Origin of the sequence: Biostraticola tofi (assembly GCF_004343195.1) — a bacterium.
GTDB lineage: Bacteria > Pseudomonadota > Gammaproteobacteria > Enterobacterales > Enterobacteriaceae > Biostraticola > Biostraticola tofi.
Window position 1 is genome coordinate 38948 of record NZ_SMCR01000011.1, and the last position, 17827, is coordinate 56774.

General features: G+C 52.8%; 17 protein-coding genes and 2 tRNA genes. 9 read left to right on the forward strand and 10 right to left on the reverse strand.

Going from position 1 to position 17827, the window contains the following annotated elements:
• Positions 1-3: 3 nt before the first annotated feature.
• From EDC52_RS17125 to syd, 3 genes are all read right to left on the reverse strand, one after another.
• Positions 4-321, reverse strand: a complete 318-nt coding sequence (locus tag EDC52_RS17125) for a YqcC family protein (protein WP_131867105.1) — start codon at positions 319-321, stop codon at positions 4-6.
• Positions 322-586: 265 nt separating this feature from the next.
• A complete protein-coding gene (locus EDC52_RS17130) occupies positions 587-775 on the reverse strand; it encodes a hypothetical protein (protein ID WP_131867107.1) in 189 nt (62 codons plus the stop codon).
• 186 nt (positions 776-961) lie between these two features.
• Complete coding sequence (gene syd, locus EDC52_RS17135) at positions 962-1534, reverse strand: SecY-interacting protein (RefSeq protein WP_131867109.1); 573 nt, start codon at positions 1532-1534, stop codon at positions 962-964.
• 73 nt (positions 1535-1607) lie between these two features.
• Between syd and queF the strand changes: the two genes are divergently transcribed.
• The 4 genes from queF (at position 1608) to EDC52_RS17155 (ending at position 6949) form a co-directional block, all read left to right on the forward strand.
• Entirely contained in the window at positions 1608-2456 is an 849-nt protein-coding gene (gene queF, locus EDC52_RS17140) for an NADPH-dependent 7-cyano-7-deazaguanine reductase QueF (protein WP_131867111.1), read from the forward strand.
• Positions 2457-2607: 151 nt separating this feature from the next.
• Positions 2608-3972, forward strand: a complete 1365-nt coding sequence (gene ppnN / locus EDC52_RS17145; RefSeq protein WP_131867113.1) for a nucleotide 5'-monophosphate nucleosidase PpnN — start codon at positions 2608-2610, stop codon at positions 3970-3972.
• A 78-nt stretch (positions 3973-4050) separates the two neighbouring features.
• Positions 4051-4836, forward strand: coding sequence for a flap endonuclease Xni (gene xni, locus EDC52_RS17150; RefSeq protein ID WP_131867115.1), 786 nt, complete (start codon positions 4051-4053; stop codon positions 4834-4836).
• A 58-nt stretch (positions 4837-4894) separates the two neighbouring features.
• On the forward strand, positions 4895-6949 hold the full coding sequence (locus EDC52_RS17155) for a glycoside hydrolase family 3 protein (RefSeq protein WP_131867117.1): 2055 nt from the start codon (positions 4895-4897) through the stop codon (positions 6947-6949).
• A 102-nt stretch (positions 6950-7051) separates the two neighbouring features.
• On the opposite strand, the gene rlmM is transcribed toward EDC52_RS17155, so the two are convergent.
• The 4 genes from rlmM to EDC52_RS17175 all read right to left on the reverse strand — a co-directional run bounded on the left by rlmM (position 7052) and on the right by EDC52_RS17175 (position 10135).
• Positions 7052-8152, reverse strand: a complete 1101-nt coding sequence (rlmM, locus tag EDC52_RS17160) for a 23S rRNA (cytidine(2498)-2'-O)-methyltransferase RlmM (protein WP_131867119.1) — start codon at positions 8150-8152, stop codon at positions 7052-7054.
• Entirely contained in the window at positions 8145-8540 is a 396-nt protein-coding gene (locus EDC52_RS17165) for a DUF423 domain-containing protein (protein WP_131867121.1), read from the reverse strand. The genes rlmM and EDC52_RS17165 overlap by 8 nt, the downstream gene beginning before the upstream one ends.
• Before the next feature lie 39 nt (positions 8541-8579).
• Complete coding sequence (locus EDC52_RS17170) at positions 8580-9518, reverse strand: transcriptional regulator GcvA (RefSeq protein ID WP_131867123.1); 939 nt, start codon at positions 9516-9518, stop codon at positions 8580-8582.
• A gap of 395 nt (positions 9519-9913) precedes the next feature.
• A complete protein-coding gene (locus EDC52_RS17175) occupies positions 9914-10135 on the reverse strand; it encodes a YgdI/YgdR family lipoprotein (protein WP_131867125.1) in 222 nt (73 codons plus the stop codon).
• A gap of 182 nt (positions 10136-10317) precedes the next feature.
• On the opposite strand from EDC52_RS17175, the gene csdA reads away from it, so the two are divergent.
• Both csdA and csdE read left to right on the forward strand, forming a co-directional pair.
• Complete coding sequence (gene csdA / locus EDC52_RS17180; RefSeq protein WP_131867127.1) at positions 10318-11523, forward strand: cysteine desulfurase CsdA; 1206 nt, start codon at positions 10318-10320, stop codon at positions 11521-11523.
• A 64-nt stretch (positions 11524-11587) separates the two neighbouring features.
• Entirely contained in the window at positions 11588-12034 is a 447-nt protein-coding gene (gene csdE / locus EDC52_RS17185) for a cysteine desulfurase sulfur acceptor subunit CsdE (protein ID WP_131867129.1), read from the forward strand.
• A gap of 158 nt (positions 12035-12192) precedes the next feature.
• Here csdE and tcdA read toward each other — a convergent pair whose 3' ends face one another.
• Together tcdA and mltA are read right to left on the reverse strand one after the other, a co-directional pair.
• Positions 12193-13017, reverse strand: a complete 825-nt coding sequence (tcdA, locus tag EDC52_RS17190) for a tRNA cyclic N6-threonylcarbamoyladenosine(37) synthase TcdA (RefSeq protein ID WP_131867132.1) — start codon at positions 13015-13017, stop codon at positions 12193-12195.
• Positions 13018-13083: 66 nt separating this feature from the next.
• Positions 13084-14250 (reverse strand): murein transglycosylase A, encoded by a 1167-nt coding sequence (mltA, locus tag EDC52_RS17195; protein WP_131867134.1) that lies wholly within the window; start codon positions 14248-14250, stop codon positions 13084-13086.
• Between the two features lie 206 nt (positions 14251-14456).
• On the opposite strand from mltA, the gene EDC52_RS17200 reads away from it, so the two are divergent.
• Together EDC52_RS17200 and EDC52_RS17205 are read left to right on the forward strand one after the other, a co-directional pair.
• Positions 14457-14533: transfer RNA gene (locus EDC52_RS17200), tRNA-Met, on the forward strand.
• A 67-nt stretch (positions 14534-14600) separates the two neighbouring features.
• Positions 14601-14677 (forward strand) — tRNA-Met (locus EDC52_RS17205).
• 326 nt (positions 14678-15003) lie between these two features.
• Here EDC52_RS17205 and amiC read toward each other — a convergent pair.
• Positions 15004-16260 carry an N-acetylmuramoyl-L-alanine amidase AmiC gene (amiC, locus tag EDC52_RS17210; protein WP_131867136.1) on the reverse strand — a complete coding sequence of 419 codons (1257 nt, stop codon included), beginning with the start codon at positions 16258-16260 and terminating at the stop codon, positions 15004-15006.
• 231 nt (positions 16261-16491) lie between these two features.
• Here amiC and argA point away from each other — a divergent pair, with 231 nt between their 5' ends.
• Complete coding sequence (gene argA / locus EDC52_RS17215) at positions 16492-17820, forward strand: amino-acid N-acetyltransferase (RefSeq protein WP_131867138.1); 1329 nt, start codon at positions 16492-16494, stop codon at positions 17818-17820.
• The last annotated feature ends 7 nt before the right edge of the window (positions 17821-17827 follow it).

Consider the following 17827-nt stretch of genomic DNA (forward strand, 5'->3'; position numbering starts at 1 on the left):
CGGTCAATAAGGCAAAGGGGCGAACAAGCCGTCAAGCTGCCGCAAAAGCAGCAACAGCGGTTCGGCATCCGGCATTGCTTCCTCGAAATACGGCGCAATGGCGAAACGGTCAGGCAACGGCCCGGCGCTGTCCAGCAAGGCATGCATGCGAGGCAGCAATACCCACTGCAGCCATTCCTGGGCCTGCATGGTATCTATGCAAAAAGGTTCAGTGCTGTCAAAAGCGGTGCTGGAGGGTGGCAATGTCTGCCATAAAGATAAGGCTTTCATCGTCTGCTCAATCTCTATTAACTGATGACGAACCAGGCGTGATAGATCCATGGAGTCCTCCGGCAGAAAGGCTGGAAGCGGCACTGCACCGCAAAGCGGCAAAGCATATCATCTATCCTCCGGCGGCGCTAATTGAGCCAACCGCAAAGAAAAGGGGGTACTGTTTGCACAGTACCCCCGGTTCGTTTATAGCATTCCCGCTATGTGTATGCTCCCTGCAGACATCCCTGAGGGGGTTATCCTGCGATAACCGGTAACCATCCATGTTGGCTTTTCTCATCCTTGTGAGAAGCCTGCGTTATCCAACGCATATCCATCAGGCAATCCAGCCTCGCTGGTAAGTCCATGGCCAGCTCACAATCTCCATCCTGGAGGTGTCCCAGTTTTCATCCTGAAAATGACGGGTTTCTTCCTGAAGCCTTCCCTTTTCACGACCGTTTCCCTGGCCGCCCAAACCGGTGGATAACGTACAATGCCATACAGCTATGCCGTTAACTTGAAACATAAGATCGCTTAAACAATCGCCTTAAACAAGATAGTTCCCTGACTTTATTATTGTGCAAAGTACATCAATTCAGGGGCGGGCGAATTATGTATATGATAATTAGAGATTAATATAAAAATTCGAGTTATTTTCCACAGTGATAATTAGCAATATCCCACATATCTCGTAAGATATATCTCACAATTTTTAGGATAAATAATCCACGACATCGTCAGGTATCCTGGGCTCCAGTCCTGCTGTAAAATCTCCTACCTCAGCGGCAAGCACCTGAATTTTTCGGGTACCTATTTCTTCAAGCAGGATGCGTCCGCTGAGATTACATAATGAAATAATCGTGGTCTCAGAGCCGGTGGTGCCGATAAACAGCGTTGGCGGCAGTTTGAGCCTTTTCTGCATCAGCAGATGTCCAATCAGGTTCTCTTGTATACGAATAAAGTCTGCCTCGCTCCATACCTGCACCAGCTCAAGCGGGCGTCCCTCAAAGCTGGCATACAGATCACCGGCGTACTGCAGGCCGTACCAGGCGTGGACTGCAGGCTGGAGTTCAATGGAGAGCGCACGTTCCACACCGTCCAGCCTGGATTCACCTGGCTGCGGTGCCGGCAGCCAGTGGACCAAATGCTCCGTTTCCTCCACGATGCATGGGGAAGGAACGCCGAATAACGCCGCACTGGCTGGAGCGCGTCCAGTATGCGACTGCCAGTATGCGACGTAGCGATCGGTAAAATTCTGTAACGCCTGTGACATCGGGTAATCCATAATTTTTCTCTTCTGACCGTGGTCTACGGTACACTAAACCCTACAGTAACAAGATGGATCCAGGATACTCTACATGTCCAATTATCAAGACAGCCAATCATTGCAATCCCTGACGCTAGGCAAACCCACCGCTTATCAGGATCAGTACGATGCATCGCTTCTGCAGGCGGTACCCCGCTCACTGAATCGTGAGCCGCTTGGGCTCACACCGACATCACTGCCTTTTCACGGTGCAGATATATGGACGCTGTACGAACTTTCCTGGCTGAATGCGAATGGCCTGCCCCAGGTTGCGGTGGGCGAAATCAGCCTCAATGCCGACAGCAAGTCTCTCATTGAATCAAAAAGTTTTAAACTTTACCTGAACAGTTTCAACCAGACCCGGTTCGATAACTGGGATCGGGTGCAGGGGACGCTGGTCAGGGATCTGAGCCGTTGCGCGCAGGGCGACGTCAGCGTCAGTCTGTGCGCCCTTAACGCGCTGGATAATCAGCCTATCGCGGCCTTTGCCGGAGAATGCATCGATGAACAGGATATACGCATCGATGATTATACCTTCAACCCGGCCTATCTTGAGTATGCGGCCGAAGAAGGCCGGCCGGTGAATGAAGTCCTGGTCAGCCATCTGCTCAAATCCAATTGCCTGATAACCCATCAGCCCGACTGGGGCTCTGTGCAGATAAGCTATTGCGGTCCGCGAATCAACCGTGAGGCGTTACTGCGTTATCTGGTGTCCTTCCGCCACCACAATGAATTTCATGAGCAGTGCGTCGAGCGGATATTTAACGACATCATGCGTTTTTGCCATCCGGAACAGCTTTCAGTCTATGCCCGCTATACCCGACGCGGCGGACTGGATATCAATCCCTGGAGAAGCAATGCGTCTTTTATTCCCTCCACCGGTCGGCTGGCTCGGCAATAATGCGCGCGACTGCGCATCAAACAGCCGATCCCACAGCGAAACAGTGGTAAAACATCACCTGTGCACGTACTGTTAACACGAACAGACAGTGGCAGACAGCAGGCTGTCCGGATTATAAAAATTGTGCAGAATGGCACAACAAGGAGTTATTTTGATTACGCATATCAGTCCCCTTGGATCAATGGATTTACTGTCGCAACTTGAAGTGGATATGCTCAAGCGCACCGCAAGCAGCGACCTGTACCGCTTGTTTCGCAACTGTTCGCTGGCGGTACTGAATTCAGGCGCCCAGACCGATAGCAGCAAAGAACTGCTGGAACGCTACCAGGAGTTCGATATCAATGTGCTGCGCCGGGAGCGCGGCGTTAAATTGGAACTGGTCAATCCGCCGGAAGACGCGTTTGTGGACGGCAAGATCATCCGTTCACTTCAGGCCAACCTGTTTGCAGTGCTGCGGGATATCCTGTTCGTTAACGGCCAGATTGCCAGTGCCGGCCAGCATCAGCATCTCAATCTGGGCAACTCCAGCCATATCACCAATCTGGTATTCTCGATAATGCGCAATGCCCGTGGCCTGCATGTTGGCGAGGCACCCAATATGATCGTCTGCTGGGGAGGCCATTCAATCAATGAAAATGAATATCGCTATGCCCGCGCGGTGGGAAGCCAATTAGGCCTGCGGGAGCTCAATATCTGCACCGGTTGCGGGCCGGGCGCCATGGAAGCGCCGATGAAAGGCGCGGCAGTGGGTCATGCTCAGCAGCGCTACCGGGATGGCCGTTTTATCGGCATGACCGAACCTTCGATTATCGCTGCCGAACCACCAAATCCGCTGGTAAACGAACTGGTCATCATGCCGGATATCGAAAAGCGCCTGGAAGCCTTCGTCCGGATCGGGCATGGCATTATTATTTTCCCGGGCGGCGTTGGCACCGCGGAAGAGTTCCTCTATTTGCTGGGCATCATGATGGATCCTGAGAATCAGGATCAGGTACTGCCGCTGATCCTGACCGGCCCCCAGGAAAGCGCCGACTATTTCCGGGTGCTGGACGAATTTATCGTCAGTACGCTGGGTGAACAGGCCCGACGCTATTACAGCATCATTGTCGATGATGCTGCTGAAGTCGCCCGCAGGATGAAGCTGGCCATGGTAGAGGTGAAAGAAAACCGCCGCGTGTCCGGCGATGCTTACAGTTTCAACTGGTCTATCCGGATTGCGCCTGATTTGCAGCTGCCGTTTGATCCGACCCATGCCAATATGGCCAACCTGAACCTGCACCGAGATCAGCCGCCCGCGCAGCTGGCCGCCGCCTTGCGCAAGGCGTTTTCCGGCATTGTAACGGGTAATGTTAAAGAATACGGCATTCACATGATTGAAAAGCAGGGCCCCTACAAACTCCATGGTGACCCGGACGTCATGAGCCGTATGGATATTCTGCTGCAGGGGTTTGTCGCCCAGCATCGCATGAAGCTGCCCGGCAGCGCCTATATCCCCTGCTATGAGATTTGCCGATAAACCGGCCAGGCAGGCCTTTTTCAGGGGCTGGATTGTGCTGAACCACGGTCCCTGCAATACCAAGGAGGGGCGACCCTGATGGCAGCGCATTTATTGATAGTGGATGCTTTAAACCTGATAAGGCGCATTCATGCGGTTCAGGGCAGCTCATGTCTGGCAACCTGTGAGCATGCGCTACGTCAATTGCTCGTGCACAGCGAGCCAACCCACGCGGTTGCTGTCTTTGATGACGATAGCCGTCATGACAGCTGGCGGCACCGGATGCTGCCTTCCTATAAAGCAGGGCGCTCGCCAATGCCCGACGATTTGCAGGCCCTGCTACCCACAATCCGGTCGGCTTTCGAGCAAGCCGGGGTTGCCTGCTGGCAGGCTAAGGGCTACGAAGCAGATGATATTGCCGCCACCCTGGCGAACAAAGTGGCCAGCGCCGGCCACCGGGCCACACTGGTCTCAACCGATAAAGGCTATTGCCAGCTGTTGAGACCGGGGATCCAGATACGCGACTATTTTCAAAAGCGCTGGCTTGATCAGCCTTTTGTTCTCGGCACCTTCGGTGTAGAACCTCATCTGTTAACGGAATATTGGGGTCTAGCTGGCATCAGCGGCAGTAAAATACCCGGGGTTTCCGGCATTGGACCGAAAACGGCGGCCAGCCTGATAAGCCAGGCGGGAACGCTGGAAAATCTGTATCAGCGTCTTGAGGATATTCCCGAAAAGTGGCGCAAAAAACTTGAATTGCACCGTGAAGCAGCGATCACCAGCCGCAAAGTGTCCACCCTGGATACTGCTGCGGTCCTTGAAGGCAATCTTCAGCAATTAAGGCTGCGGCCAACGGCCGGCGGGATCCATTCCCCCCTGCCCTAATGGCTGGCATTACGCAAAAACGGTGCTGTTCATTGATTATCGATACGAGGGCATCACTATGAACATACATGATAAACACCCCTGCCAAGGTGCTGCTGGGGCATCTCACCCGCTGACTCCACCTGCAAGGGAAACGGCACTGGCGGCAGGCCTGGTTGATGCCAAAAATGTCCAGCTGCGGGTTGACCAGATGACGCTGGCAGAACAAATCGGTCAGAAAATCATGATTGATGCCCGCTATTTTAATGACAACGAAGACGCGAAGTGCTTTCCGGACATGACCGAGCTGCCGGCCTCACTGAAAGCTGCGATCAGCAGGCTGCACCTGGGCGGTTTTATCCTGTTTTCCAATAATCTGGTCAGCACATCGCAGATCCAGGCGCTGACCCGTGAACTTGCTGAACTCGGCAGTGACAATGGCTATCGGTTGTTTATCGCTACTGATAACGAAGGAGGCAATGTCTTCCGTCTGCCCCGCGGTGAGTACCGTGCCTTCCCCGGCAATATGGCGCTGGGTGCGATTGCCGATGAAGCAACGGCAAAACGGTTGGCCTTTGCCCAGGGCCAGTGCATGGGCGAAGATTTGCTCTCTCTTGGTATCAATACCAATTTCGCGCCGGTGGCGGACGTCAACAGCAACCAGTCCAATCCGGTCATCAATGTGCGCTCCTATGGCGACAGCCCGGAACAAGTCGGCATATTGGCGAAGGAAACCGCCAGCGGGCTGGCAAACGCTGGGGTTATTGCATCGCTCAAGCATTTTCCCGGTCATGGCGATACCCATATCGATTCCCACTTCGGCCTGCCGCAGGTAACACGCAGCCGCGAAGAAGCTGAAGCCATTGATCTGTTGCCTTTCAGGAAAGCCTTAGCGCAATCGACAGGCAGCCGCCAGGTTCCGATGATCATGACCGCCCATATACAATATGCCGCCCTTGATGACACCAAGATAACCAACAGCCAGGGCAAGCACGTGGTGGTGCCCGCCACCATGTCCAGAAAGATTCAGACCGATCTCCTGCGTCACGAGATGGGTTTTGACGGCGTTACCATCACCGATGCCCTGGATATGAAGGCAATAAGTAACAACTTCACCCATGAGCAGGTTATCGAATATGTGTTTAACGCCGGCGTTGATATCGCGCTGATGCCCATAAACATCTATTCCCAGAGCGATATTGATCGGCTGGAATCGCTTATCGATCTGGTCATCAAAAAAGTTGAATCAGGGGCCATCGACAGGAAAGAAATAACAGAGTCTGCAAGGCGAATTATTGAACTCAAGCTCCGCTACAATCTGACTGCTGAGTCCATAGCGGCTTCTGAAGCGTCAACTATCGCTGCCGCTTCAACGGAGTTTGCTCAGTCTATCTCCTCGACTCATGCTGCTTCTGCCACAGCCAATGTTAACGGGCTGCAAATGTCAGCGGCATCCAGATTAGAAAATGCCAAAGCCATTGAAATAGACATCGCCCGGCAATCAATTACGCTGCTGAAAAATGCTGATTCAATCATCCCCCTGTATGACAAAAATCAGAAAATCTTTATCGCCATGCCTTGGCAAGAGCAAGGCGAAGCGATGAAAAGCACCTTTAAAGCAGAAGGCTTTCTGGCGATAGACAGTGTGAAAACCGGGGAACTTTCATGGCAGGATTTATGCAAACATCTGGATGATTGCGATGTGCTTATCGTCGGCAGCATGTCCACCGCAGTCTCACCGGTAGAGAAAGACGGCGTGGTAAAAGAATTCCCGCCAGAGGTAAGTCTTAATCCACCTGGGGACCCCACTTCATCAGACTACCTGCTGCACGTGATGCGTTACGCTAAACGACAGCATAAAAAGCTTATACATATTACGCTGAGGGCCCCGTATGACGTCATTAATTACGACGATATCGCCGATGGCATATTGGCTACCTATTCCTACTACGGCGTTGAGAATGGCATTAGAAAAGGCGTCTCGCTGAATGCAGTCGCTGAGATCATTACCGGTAAAACCGCCTCCACAGGCGTATTACCGGTCAATATCCATAACTTGGACAGTCAGGGCAACCCGACAGAACTGAAATACCCTCGGGGCTTTCGCACCGACAGCAGAAACATAAACGCCTGAAAGGCAACCTCTCACGCTGCGGGGAATGACCCGCAGCGAATTTATAACAACAGCCACCCAGTTCAGCGCAGGGGAGATGATTAACTGCCCATATGATGCTGGTTATCGTTCGTCCCGGCGTCCCGGCACCGCACTCCAGAAACGGCGGACATGGACCGTCACTTCTTCCCGGTCATGATACAGCTGCCGGGCATGGATTTCTGAATGAACATGGTTTTCTTTCAGTTGCTCTCGCAAAAGAGTGAGGTTCTGGCTGACTTCTTCATAGCGTTTTTTCATCGGCAGTTTCAGATTGAAAATAGCTTCACGACACCAGCCCTTTACCATCCAGTCCGCCACCAGCTGCGCGACACGGGCCGGCTTTTCAACCATATCGCACACCAGCCAATACACATTATTACGTGGCGGTTCAAAGCGAAAACCGTCAGCCCGGTGATGGATCACCTGCCCTGTCGCCATCAGGCTCTCCGCCATGGTGCCATTATCCACCGCATGTACCATCATGCTGCGTTTCACCAGCTGATAAGTCCAGCCGCCAGGACAGGCGCCAAGGTCAACCGCATACATACCGCTACCCAGACGCTCATCCCATTCATCGGCTGGAATGAATACATGAAACGCCTCTTCCAGCTTGAGCGTGGAACGGCTGGGCGCATCCGAAGGGAACTTCAGCCGCGGGATCCCCATATAAAACGGCGAGTTGTTATTGCTGTAAGAATATCCGACATAGCAGCAGCCTGGAGCAATAAAAAACACGTGGATAACCGGCCGAAAGGGTTTTTCCTGTCCCAGCAGGATCTTTTGCTTACGCAGCGCACCGCGCAGCGGTACGGTGAACTTACGGCAGAACTTCATCAGTTCTTTGCTTTCATTGGTATCGGGCACTTCGACCCGCAGGTCGCCGGCGCCTTCAATCGCTCCCGTCAGCATACCGACGATCGGCGTAATTCGATCCTCAGACGGTAAATCGCGCAGCAACTCACCGGTCAGGATCATCTGCCGGGCAAAAATCAGCGAGCTGAATGGCAGGTCCCGCAAAAGCTGTTCAGCTTCGTTATGCTGATAGCATTCAAATATCACATAGCCGCTATTGTCCTTGACCCGTGAAAAACCAAACACATTATGTGCAGCGGCTTTTTCAGTGATTTCGGCCGCACACTCTTTCTCGAATCCCGGGCGGCAATACACTATAATTTTATTCATGGCGACTGGCCTTTTTATGCAGACGCAACGCGCCGATTAATATCAATATCCATCCGGCCAAAAAGCACAGACCGCCCAATGGCGTGACGTATACCCAAAGCCGCAGATGCGTAAGCGCCAGGCAATACAGGCTGCCGCTGAACAGCACAATGCCAAGCGCCAGCAGTACCCCGCTCCAGTAAAACCACAGGCTGGGGCTGCGTAGGGTTGCCACGCCCAGCGCCAGCACCGCCAAGGTATGGAAAGACTGGTATTCAAGGCCGGTGCGAAGCCAGGCCATTTCGGTGCCTCCCAAAGAAGCGCTCAGGACATGGGCGCCAACGGCTCCCAATGCCACATATATCAAGCCGCTAAGGGCGGCAAACACCAACATTGCGCGACTTCGCATTTAACTCATCCCGATTTTCAACTGCGTATATGGATAGGATCATCCGGTAATATGTTGATCGCCATTGTTATAACGGTAGCGAAATTTTTCCTGTTCACTGGCAGCCCGCGCCAGTATCCATTGACGAAAAGCGGCTATTTTACCGACTTCAGCCTGGCTGTCATGACAAACCAGATAAAAAGCATTCTTACTGACTAATACATCATTAAACGGACAGGCCAGCCTGCCGGCCTCGATTTCGGTCTGCGCCATCACATTATTGGCCAGTGCAACCCCTTGCCCATGAATAGCGGCCTGCAATACCATCGCACTATGGCTGAAGATCGGTCCCTGCTGAACGTTGATATGATTTAGCCCAAGCTGACGGGTATAGGCCAGCCAATCTCGCCTGGAGGCATCATGCAGCAGCGTATGACGTGAAAGATCTGCCGGTGTTTTCAGCGGATTGGCACCATTAAGCAACGATGGTGAACACACAGGCAGCAGATACTCCGCATATAATTTCTCCACCCGAAGCCCCGGCCAGTTACCGCGTCCATAAAATATGGCCACATCGACATCATCACCCAGCTTTTCCTCTTCCCGATCAACCGCCTGGATTAATACATCAATCCCCGGCCATGCCGCATTAAAGCTGGACAGGCGCGGCACCAGCCAATGGATGGCAAAACTGGGCAACAAGCTTACGGTAAGCGCGCCTTTGGCACTGCGCGATTGCAGCTTGCGGGTAGCCTCGCCCAAGGCCTGGAAAATCTCTTTTATATCCAGATAGTAGCTTTGCCCTTCTTCACTCAGCAGCAAAGAACGATTGCGGCGGCGAAACAGCTTAAGTCCCAGAAAATCTTCCAGCGACTTGATCTGGTGGCTAACGGCCGCCTGGGTAACAAACAGTTCTTCTGCAGCCTTGGTAAAACTTAAATGCCGTGCAGCGGCATCGAACACCCGTAGCGCATTCAGTGGAGGTAGTCGTTTGGACATGTGTAGGGCACTTTTATCAACCGATGGGTAATAAAGTAGGCACGGATGCGTAATCTATTAGTTTTTTTTATCCGAGCCATTATAAATTGTCCATTGAGGTTGCACCAGCAAATACCTATAGTTGCAACGCTCATTGGCCGGAACGAAAAGTGGATTGGAGTTTATTGTTCTGAGACGCTTTTGGTCTGTGAGGTGATGTTGTGTCTACACATTTTGACTTGAATTTCAGGTCAGTAGCCTGGCTACACTACCTTGTTGTTATTTACTGAACATTTCTCTGTCTGTCCATAGTGAATATGTAGCACCGCAATAAGCGGTGCTTTTTTTTGCCTGCACAGCCGATAGATCCAATACCCATACTCGCTCGTCCGTCAGCTTCGATGAATTTTCGAGGATTATGGCGCTTCCATCAGTTCTTTAACGTCTGCGCGGTTAATCTGTTGCTCGGTGCCACTGGCATCCTTATAGCTTATCATGCCAGTTTCATCATCGACCTGAGGCTTGCCACCGGTAACAATGGTCCGGCCATCATTGGTATGCATCACATAGTTACTTGAACAGGCACTCAAGGAAATGGCCAGTACAAAGCCAGTTATTAATGCGGCGGTCTTCTTCATGATTCACTCCTTGCCGAATAAAACGGTATAATTTTCCAATGTAATCAGGTGCATTTATGGACCTAATGGATACTAGCTTAGCAAGCTATAGTAAATTTTCCAGGAATAGGCACGAAATCCGGTCTTAGATCGGTGATAAATGGTGATAATGAGAAAGTTCTGTAGCGGTTCAGAGGTGCAGTATGGGTAATTTTGATTCCGCCGCTTTTCGGCGACACTTTCCGGCAATATGTCCGGAAGTGGTGTATCTGGACAGTGCTGCCACGGCGTTAAAGCCGACGGCAGTGATAGAGGCGACGGACGATTTTTATCGCCATCACAGCGGCAGCGTACACCGCAGTCAGTATCGCGGAGCGACGGTGTTGACCACCCGCTATGAACAGGCTCGGCAACATGTCGCCACCTGGCTTAACGCGCCGGTAGCGTCTGATATCGTGTGGACGAGGGGCACGACTGAATCACTTAATCTGGTAGCGCAGAGTTATGCGCGCAACCGATTACAGGCGGGCGACGAAATCCTGGTCAGCGAAACTGAACATCATGCCAATTTGATCCCTTGGCTGATGGTGGCGCGTCAGACCGGCGCCAGGGTAATCAAATGGCCGCTGGGAAAAAATTTTTTGCCCGATATGTCGGCGCTGCCCGGTTTGATGAATGCCCATACCCGTATCCTGGCGCTCAGCCAGATGTCCAATGTCACCGGTGCCAGCCCCGATATCGCCGCGGTCGCTGCCATAGCTCACGATTTTGGGGCCGTAGTGGCAGTGGATGGCGCTCAGGGAGCGGTGCACCACCGGACTGACCTGCAGCAATTGGATATCGATTTTTATGCTTTCTCCGCGCATAAGCTGTACGGCCCGACCGGCATCGGCATGTTGTATGGCAAGACAGCACTACTGGCTGAAATGGAGCCCTGGCAAGGTGGCGGCAAAATGCTGAGCTCGGCATCGTTTGATGGATTTGTTCCCAGTGCCGTTCCCCAGCGGTTTGAGGCCGGCACGCCGAATATTGCCGGGGTGATCGGTCTGGATGCCGCGCTGGCGTGGTGGCGACAGCAGGATTGCAACGGCGCAATACGCTACACTACGGCGCTGGCCGATAAAGCAGAGCGGCAGTTAGCGCAATTGCCGGGTTTTCGCTCATTCCGCGCCAAGGACTCCACTTTATTGTCATTTGAGTTTGATGGCGTTCACCATCAGGATATGGCTGCCATTCTTTCTCAAATGGGCATAGCGCTGCGGGCTGGCCAGCACTGCGCCCAGCCGCTGATGGCGGCCCTGGGCATCAGCGGCACGCTCAGGGCCTCTTTCGCCCCTTATAACACTCCAGAAGATGTGGACAGGTTAATAACGGCGGTAAAAAAAGCATTGTCGCTGTTAACCGATTGACGCTACGCATTCCGACTTGAAACGCAAAAACAATGGATTTAGCCTTCATTAGTGGGGAATAAAGATGGATTTAACTGCCTCAGACCTGCATCCCTTTGGCTCGGAGATCAGCGAAGAAACCCTGGCACGCCGTTTCGCCGACTGCCGGCAGTGGGAGGATCGACTTCGTCAGGTGATCTTGCTGGCAAAAGCGCTACCGGCCCTGCCCCCATCGTTAAAATCCGCTGAAAACCTGCTGTCAGGATGCGAAAGTCGGGTATGGCTGGGTCATCGCCAGCTGGCCGATGGTAGCCTGCATTTTTATGCTGACAGCGAGGGGCGCATCGTCAAGGGCCTATTGGCTATCGTATTAACGCATATTGAAGCGAAAAAGCCGACCGATCCCGTTCTGCAATCGCCACTGGCTTTATTTGACCGATTGGGGCTCAGGGAGGAGTTGAGCGTCAGCCGCGCCGATGGGCTCCAGGCTATTGCCTGCCGGATAAAGGCCATTGCCGCCGGCTATGGCTGAACCCGTCAGCCTATCGCCCGGTTCAACTGAATATGTCAGTCAGGATAACGCCCAGTTCAACTGAACATGTCAGTCAGGATATCGCCCAGTTCAACTGAACTCGCTGCTTTTCGCCAGCAACAAGCCTTCATCTGCTGAAGGCTTTTTATTGAGAACTGTTAATTGCCCTGAACGGCTGCCGACTGCCTGGCATCCCTGGCCAGCATTTTTTTGAGCGCATGCGATACCGCCACGAAGCCAAAACTGGCGGTGACCATAGTGGCCGCACCAAATCCGGAAGCGCAGTCCATGCGTTTGGGGCCCTCTGCGGTGGAAGGTGAGGCGCAGACTGTACCGTCAGGCTGTGGGTAAACCAGATGTTCACTGGAGAACACACAGTCAATGCCCAGTTTGCCTTTACCGTTCTTCACTACACCGAAATCATGTTTCAACCTCTCGCGCAGTTTCGCCGCCAGCGGATCCTGGATGGTTTTGGCCAGATCCGCCACCTGGATGCAGGTAGGATCGATTTGACCGCCGGCGCCGCCAACGGTGACCACCGGTATCTTATAGCGACGGCAGTATGACAGCAGCGCTGCTTTTGGCCTGATGCTGTCAATGGCATCGATCACATAGTCATAGCCGCGATCCAGCATTTCCGGCACATTATCGGCCGTAATGAAATCATCGATACACGTCACTCGGCATTCAGGATTGATGCCATTAATCCGGGATGCCATCACCTCAGTTTTGGCTTTGCCGATCTCGCTTTGCAGCGCATGGAGCTGGCGATTGGTATTGGTAACGCAGACATCATCCATATCAATCAGGGTGATTGCACCGATACCGGTACGCGCCAGCGCCTCGGCAGCCCAGGACCCTACCCCGCCAATGCCTATCACGCAGACATGAGCCTGAGAGAATACCGACAGCGCCCGTTGACCGTATAGCCTTGCGGTGCCCCCGAAACGCTGAGTATAGGCGTCCGAATAATGACCGCTCATGACAACCTCTCTTAACCAAAAAGCGGCCCCACGGGCCGCTGAAAACAGAATAAATTACAATGGCAATCAATTCTCGTAAATCACCTGCAACGGGCCGGAAGTCGCCCTGCCAGCTTTGCTGCTCTGAGGAGCAGAGAACAGCGCGCCGCTATCGTCATTGCCCTTAAGCACCCATACCCGACCGTAGTGGTTATAATAACCTGCGGCATGGCCTGCTTCCGGTCCTATACCCTGGTAAATATCGAAATGCTGCCCCTTAATGGCCCCGCCTACGTCCAGCGCTACCATCAGCCGCATTTCATATTTTCCGGTGAACTTGCCTTTATTATCCAGCAGCGGTACCTCTGCCAACAGGCTGCTGCCGGCTGGAATTAATTGCCGGTCTGACGCGACAGAGGCTTTAGCGATAAGCGGGACCGCACTGGCCCCTTTTACCGGCGCGAAAGGCACCGGTTTAAAGAACACAAATGAAGGATTCTGCTCCAGCAATTCACGCACTTCAGCTTCACTGTGTGAGTCCGCCCATTGGCGAATAGCCTGCATGGACATATCCTGACGAGCCACCTCACCCCGGTCAATCAATACCTTACCGATACTACGGTATGCATGGCCGTTTTTGCCCGCATAGCCGAAAAACATCAATGGTCGGCCATCGCCGTAATCCACGTAGCCGCTGCCCTGCACTTCCATCATAAAATTATCCATGAGGGAATTGGTCCAGGCGACTGCCAGGTTACTGTTATCCAAAGCGCCGGCATAGATTGAGGCGCGATCCGGCAGACGGCGGTTCTTGCCACGCGGCGGCATGCGATAGAGAGGGTAACGGAACTCGCCCTGAGGGGTGTAACGCGCCTGGACAACAGGGGTATAATAGCCGGTAAACTGCACATTACCGAAATTATCCATACCTTCCATTTGATAGGCTTTGATACCGAACTGGCTCAGTTGACGGGTATCACCCCCAGCCAAGGCCCAACGTTGAATGGCATCGAAATGGGTGCGGTTACGATTATATAAACCAGAAGACGTCTGGCGCGTCTGGGCTACCTGATCGGCATAGTCTTTGGCATTAACCGGTTTGCCGTGGGCATTGGGTTCGTTGACCAATTCCAGCGGCTGCGTGAGCTGACCATCTTTATATTGCTGACCACGATCGGTTGGGCGTGACGAGCATCCAACGATAATGGTAATGAAGAGGCCGCCGAGCAGCAGCTTGACCCACGATGTATTCATACGTATTCATACCAGAAGCAATGATAACGGCGAACAATACCAAAGCCAGGTAGATAATTAAATGAATAATTATAATGGCACTAGCACAATGCGATTAAAAAACAATCTAACTGCGTCTAATTTAGACAGTCATCGCTAAAGAGCTTAATAAATTGAAAAAAGGGGTTGCATCGAAAGCTGTCCAGAGTATAGTGCGCTTCCACGGACGCGGGGTGGAGCAGCCTGGTAGCTCGTCGGGCTCATAACCCGAAGGTCGTCGGTTCAAATCCGGCCCCCGCAACCAATTAAGTATTAAGAAAAAAAAGTAAAAGAAGTTAACACCTGACTGCTCACAGGTGGTATTATTCGGACGCGGGGTGGAGCAGCCTGGTAGCTCGTCGGGCTCATAACCCGAAGGTCGTCGGTTCAAATCCGGCCCCCGCAACCAATTCTAACGACACTTCCTGAGGCACTGCCTAGGGAGTTTTGTCGTTTATAGCATTCAGCAATATTCTATCACTCTTTACTCCCCTGCTTATTTTGCCCAGCCATTCCAGATATCCTTGCAAGGCTACCACGGTATTTCCTGCAGCCTATTTCCTTCAGCTCATCTTGTTTAGCCCTATTCTGCCCGCGGTATCCCGCTCCTACCGGGCTAGCATTATTCTTGGCATCAGCTTATGTTTCAAAAAGCGCTCGCGTCCCCCACCTTCGCCTCTCGCTGTCTCGGGTCCTGATATTTTCATTTGCCGAAAGGTAATGGCGCTGCCACGGTTATCGGCCGAGCACGCCCCCAGCCGCAAAATAGGCTTTGATACCTGCCAAAATGGATTCGGCCACCTGCTGCTGAAAACGTGCGGTACGTAGCCTGCGCTCTTCCTCTACATTACTGATAAAAGCCGTTTCTACCAATATGGACGGAATGTCAGGCGCTTTCAGCACGGCAAACCCTGCCTGATCGACACTCTTTTTATGCAGATGGGAGACTTTCCCCAGCCGCTGTAATACATGCTTGCCGAACTTGAGGCTGTCATTAATGGTAGCGGTTTGCATCAAATCGAAAATAGTATGATCAAGGTAGCGATCGCCGCTCTTGCTTACGCCGCCGATATCATCGGCGGCATTTTGGGTCTGGGCCAGAAAGCGGGCAGCAGCACTGGTTGCTCCCTTGGTCGATAAGGCGAACACTGAAGATCCCCGGGCGGCCCGATTGGTAAATGCGTCGGCATGTATAGAAATAAAGAGATCCGCCCGCTGCTTGCGTGCCTTGGCAACCCTGACTTTAAGGGGGATAAAAACATCTTCATTTCGGGTCATGAACACTTTCATGTTGGGTTGCCTGGCGATCAGGGTTCGCAATCGCCGGGCGATGCTGAGCACCACATCCTTCTCCCGGGTTTTGTATTTGCCAATCGCCCCGGGATCCTCGCCACCGTGTCCAGGATCCAGCATGATGATAATCGGGCGATCGCGGCCCGCCTTGCCCGCTTTGGGCGCTGCCGCCTCGGGGGGCAGGTTACGGGCCAAATCGCCTTTATTGTAATCTTCCAGCAACGCTAGCAGTGGATCATCTTGGGCTGCGGAATGACTACCGGCAATCGGATAGAGATCCAATACCAATCGGTTTTTAAAACCCGCTACCGGCTTGAGAGTTAAAAATCGCGCTTCGACCCGCTGTTTAAGCTCCAATACCACCCTGAGGGTCTGCTTATCAAACTGGCCGGCACGGATGTTCGCCAGGTAAGGATCACTGCCCTGTACCAGCTTGCCCATGCTCCTGAGCACTGAATTAAGATGCACGCCGGAAATATCGATCACCAAACGATCGGGATTGGTGAGGACAAATTGACGGTAGTGCAGAGCAGAACCCGATTCAATGGTTACGCGGGTGTAGCTGGAGGCAGGCCAGATGCGAACCGCAACAACATCTGATGCCGCTGCGTGACCCAGTCGGCTGATACTGAGCAGCCAGGTCGCGGTAGCCCCTTGTAAAAACAGGCGACGCCCCGCGTTATGATTTGGATCCGACATGACACTCCGCTAGTAGAGCTAATTCAATGAAAAGCATATATTTTCATGATAAGACAGAAAACTTTAACCAATCTCTTGGTTCCTGTCATCCGAAAATGGACCTATGCTGTAGCCAAGCCGGGCTTTTTTCGCTTCTTTACATTAGCGGTAATGGAAATTGGTGCTTGCCATCACCTACTCGATAGAATAAAAATACATAAAATCAGAATAACCATTCACTGAGGATTGGCCGTGAAGGAACGTAGTACTGAACTGGTGCAGGGCTTTCGTCATTCAGTTCCCTATATTAATGCCCACCGGGGTAAAACCTTTGTGGTGATGCTGGGCGGCGAAGCGATTGAACATGAAAACTTCGCCAATATCGTTAACGATATTGGTCTGCTGCACAGTCTGGGAATCAGGCTGGTGCTGGTCTACGGCGCCCGACCGCAGATTGATGCCAATCTGGCGGATCATCATCTGGAGCCGATCTACCATAAATACACCCGCGTCACGGACGCGCCGACCCTTGAACTGGTCAAGCAGGCCGCTGGGTTGTTACAGCTCGATATTACCGCTCGGCTCTCGATGAGCCTGAACAACACGCCATTACAAGGCGCGCATATTAATGTCGTCAGCGGCAACTTCATCATTGCGCAACCGTTAGGGGTGGATGATGGCGTCGATTATTGCCATAGTGGCCGCATTCGCCGCATCGATGATGAAGCCATTCACCGCCAGCTTGATAGCGGTGCTATCGTCTTGCTTGGCCCGGTGGCGGTGTCGGTCACCGGCGAAAGTTTCAATCTTACCTCCGAGGAAGTCGCCACCCAGTTGGCCGTTAAGCTGAAAGCCGAAAAAATCATTGGTTTCTGTTCTTCCCAAGGCGTGACGGACGACAGCGGCAATATCATTTCTGAGCTGTTCCCCAAGGAAGCACAAGAACGTATTGATGCTCTTGAACTGGCTGGCGATTATTATTCCGGTACGGTACGTTTTCTGCGTGGAGCCGTTAAAGCCTGTCGCAGCGGAGTACGTCGCTGTCACCTGATAAGCTACCAGGATGATGGTGCGGTGGTGCAGGAGCTGTTCTCCCGCGAAGGGATCGGCACGCAGATTGTCATGGAAAGTGCAGAGCAGGTCCGCAGGGCGACGATTAATGATATCGGCGGCATCCTGGAGCTAATCCGCCCGCTGGAACAGCAGGGGATCCTGGTGCGCCGTTCGCGGGAGCAGCTGGAGATGGAGATCGATAAATTCACGATCATAGAACGAGATAACCTGACCATCGCCTGCGCGGCCCTTTATCCTTTCCCTGAAGAACAGGTTGGGGAAATGGCTTGCGTAGCGGTTCATCCGGATTATCGAAGTTCATCCCGCGGTGAAATGCTGCTTAAGCGTGTCGCCCAGCAAGCCCGGCAGATGGGGTTAAAGAGACTGTTTGTCCTGACAACCCGCAGTATCCACTGGTTCCAGGAGCGAGGCTTTACCCCAGCGGAAGTTGACATGCTGCCGCAGCAAAAACAGGCCCTGTACAACTATCACCGCCGATCAAAAATCCTGGTGGCAGAACTGGGCTGAACCGAAA

Bases quoted from the DNA above. Each gene is read 5' to 3' on its own strand.
- EDC52_RS17130 (WP_131867107.1), bottom strand. From the start codon at position 775: ATGTTTCAAGTTAACGGCATAGCTGTATGGCATTGTACGTTATCCACC.
- EDC52_RS17155 (WP_131867117.1), top strand. From the start codon at position 4,895: ATGAACATACATGATAAACACCCCTGCCAAGGTGCTGCTGGGGCATCT.
- queF (WP_131867111.1), top strand. From the start codon at position 1,608: ATGTCCAATTATCAAGACAGCCAATCATTGCAATCCCTGACGCTAGGC.
- mltA (WP_131867134.1), bottom strand. From the start codon at position 14,250: ATGAATACATCGTGGGTCAAGCTGCTGCTCGGCGGCCTCTTCATTACC.
- tcdA (WP_131867132.1), bottom strand. From the start codon at position 13,017: ATGAGCGGTCATTATTCGGACGCCTATACTCAGCGTTTCGGGGGCACC.
- csdA (WP_131867127.1), top strand. From the start codon at position 10,318: ATGGGTAATTTTGATTCCGCCGCTTTTCGGCGACACTTTCCGGCAATA.
- EDC52_RS17125 (WP_131867105.1), bottom strand. From the start codon at position 321: ATGGATCTATCACGCCTGGTTCGTCATCAGTTAATAGAGATTGAGCAG.
- EDC52_RS17165 (WP_131867121.1), bottom strand. From the start codon at position 8,540: ATGCGAAGTCGCGCAATGTTGGTGTTTGCCGCCCTTAGCGGCTTGATA.
- xni (WP_131867115.1), top strand. From the start codon at position 4,051: ATGGCAGCGCATTTATTGATAGTGGATGCTTTAAACCTGATAAGGCGC.
- syd (WP_131867109.1), bottom strand. From the start codon at position 1,534: ATGGATTACCCGATGTCACAGGCGTTACAGAATTTTACCGATCGCTAC.
- EDC52_RS17170 (WP_131867123.1), bottom strand. From the start codon at position 9,518: ATGTCCAAACGACTACCTCCACTGAATGCGCTACGGGTGTTCGATGCC.
- rlmM (WP_131867119.1), bottom strand. From the start codon at position 8,152: ATGAATAAAATTATAGTGTATTGCCGCCCGGGATTCGAGAAAGAGTGT.
- csdE (WP_131867129.1), top strand. From the start codon at position 11,588: ATGGATTTAACTGCCTCAGACCTGCATCCCTTTGGCTCGGAGATCAGC.
- EDC52_RS17175 (WP_131867125.1), bottom strand. From the start codon at position 10,135: ATGAAGAAGACCGCCGCATTAATAACTGGCTTTGTACTGGCCATTTCC.
- amiC (WP_131867136.1), bottom strand. From the start codon at position 16,260: ATGTCGGATCCAAATCATAACGCGGGGCGTCGCCTGTTTTTACAAGGG.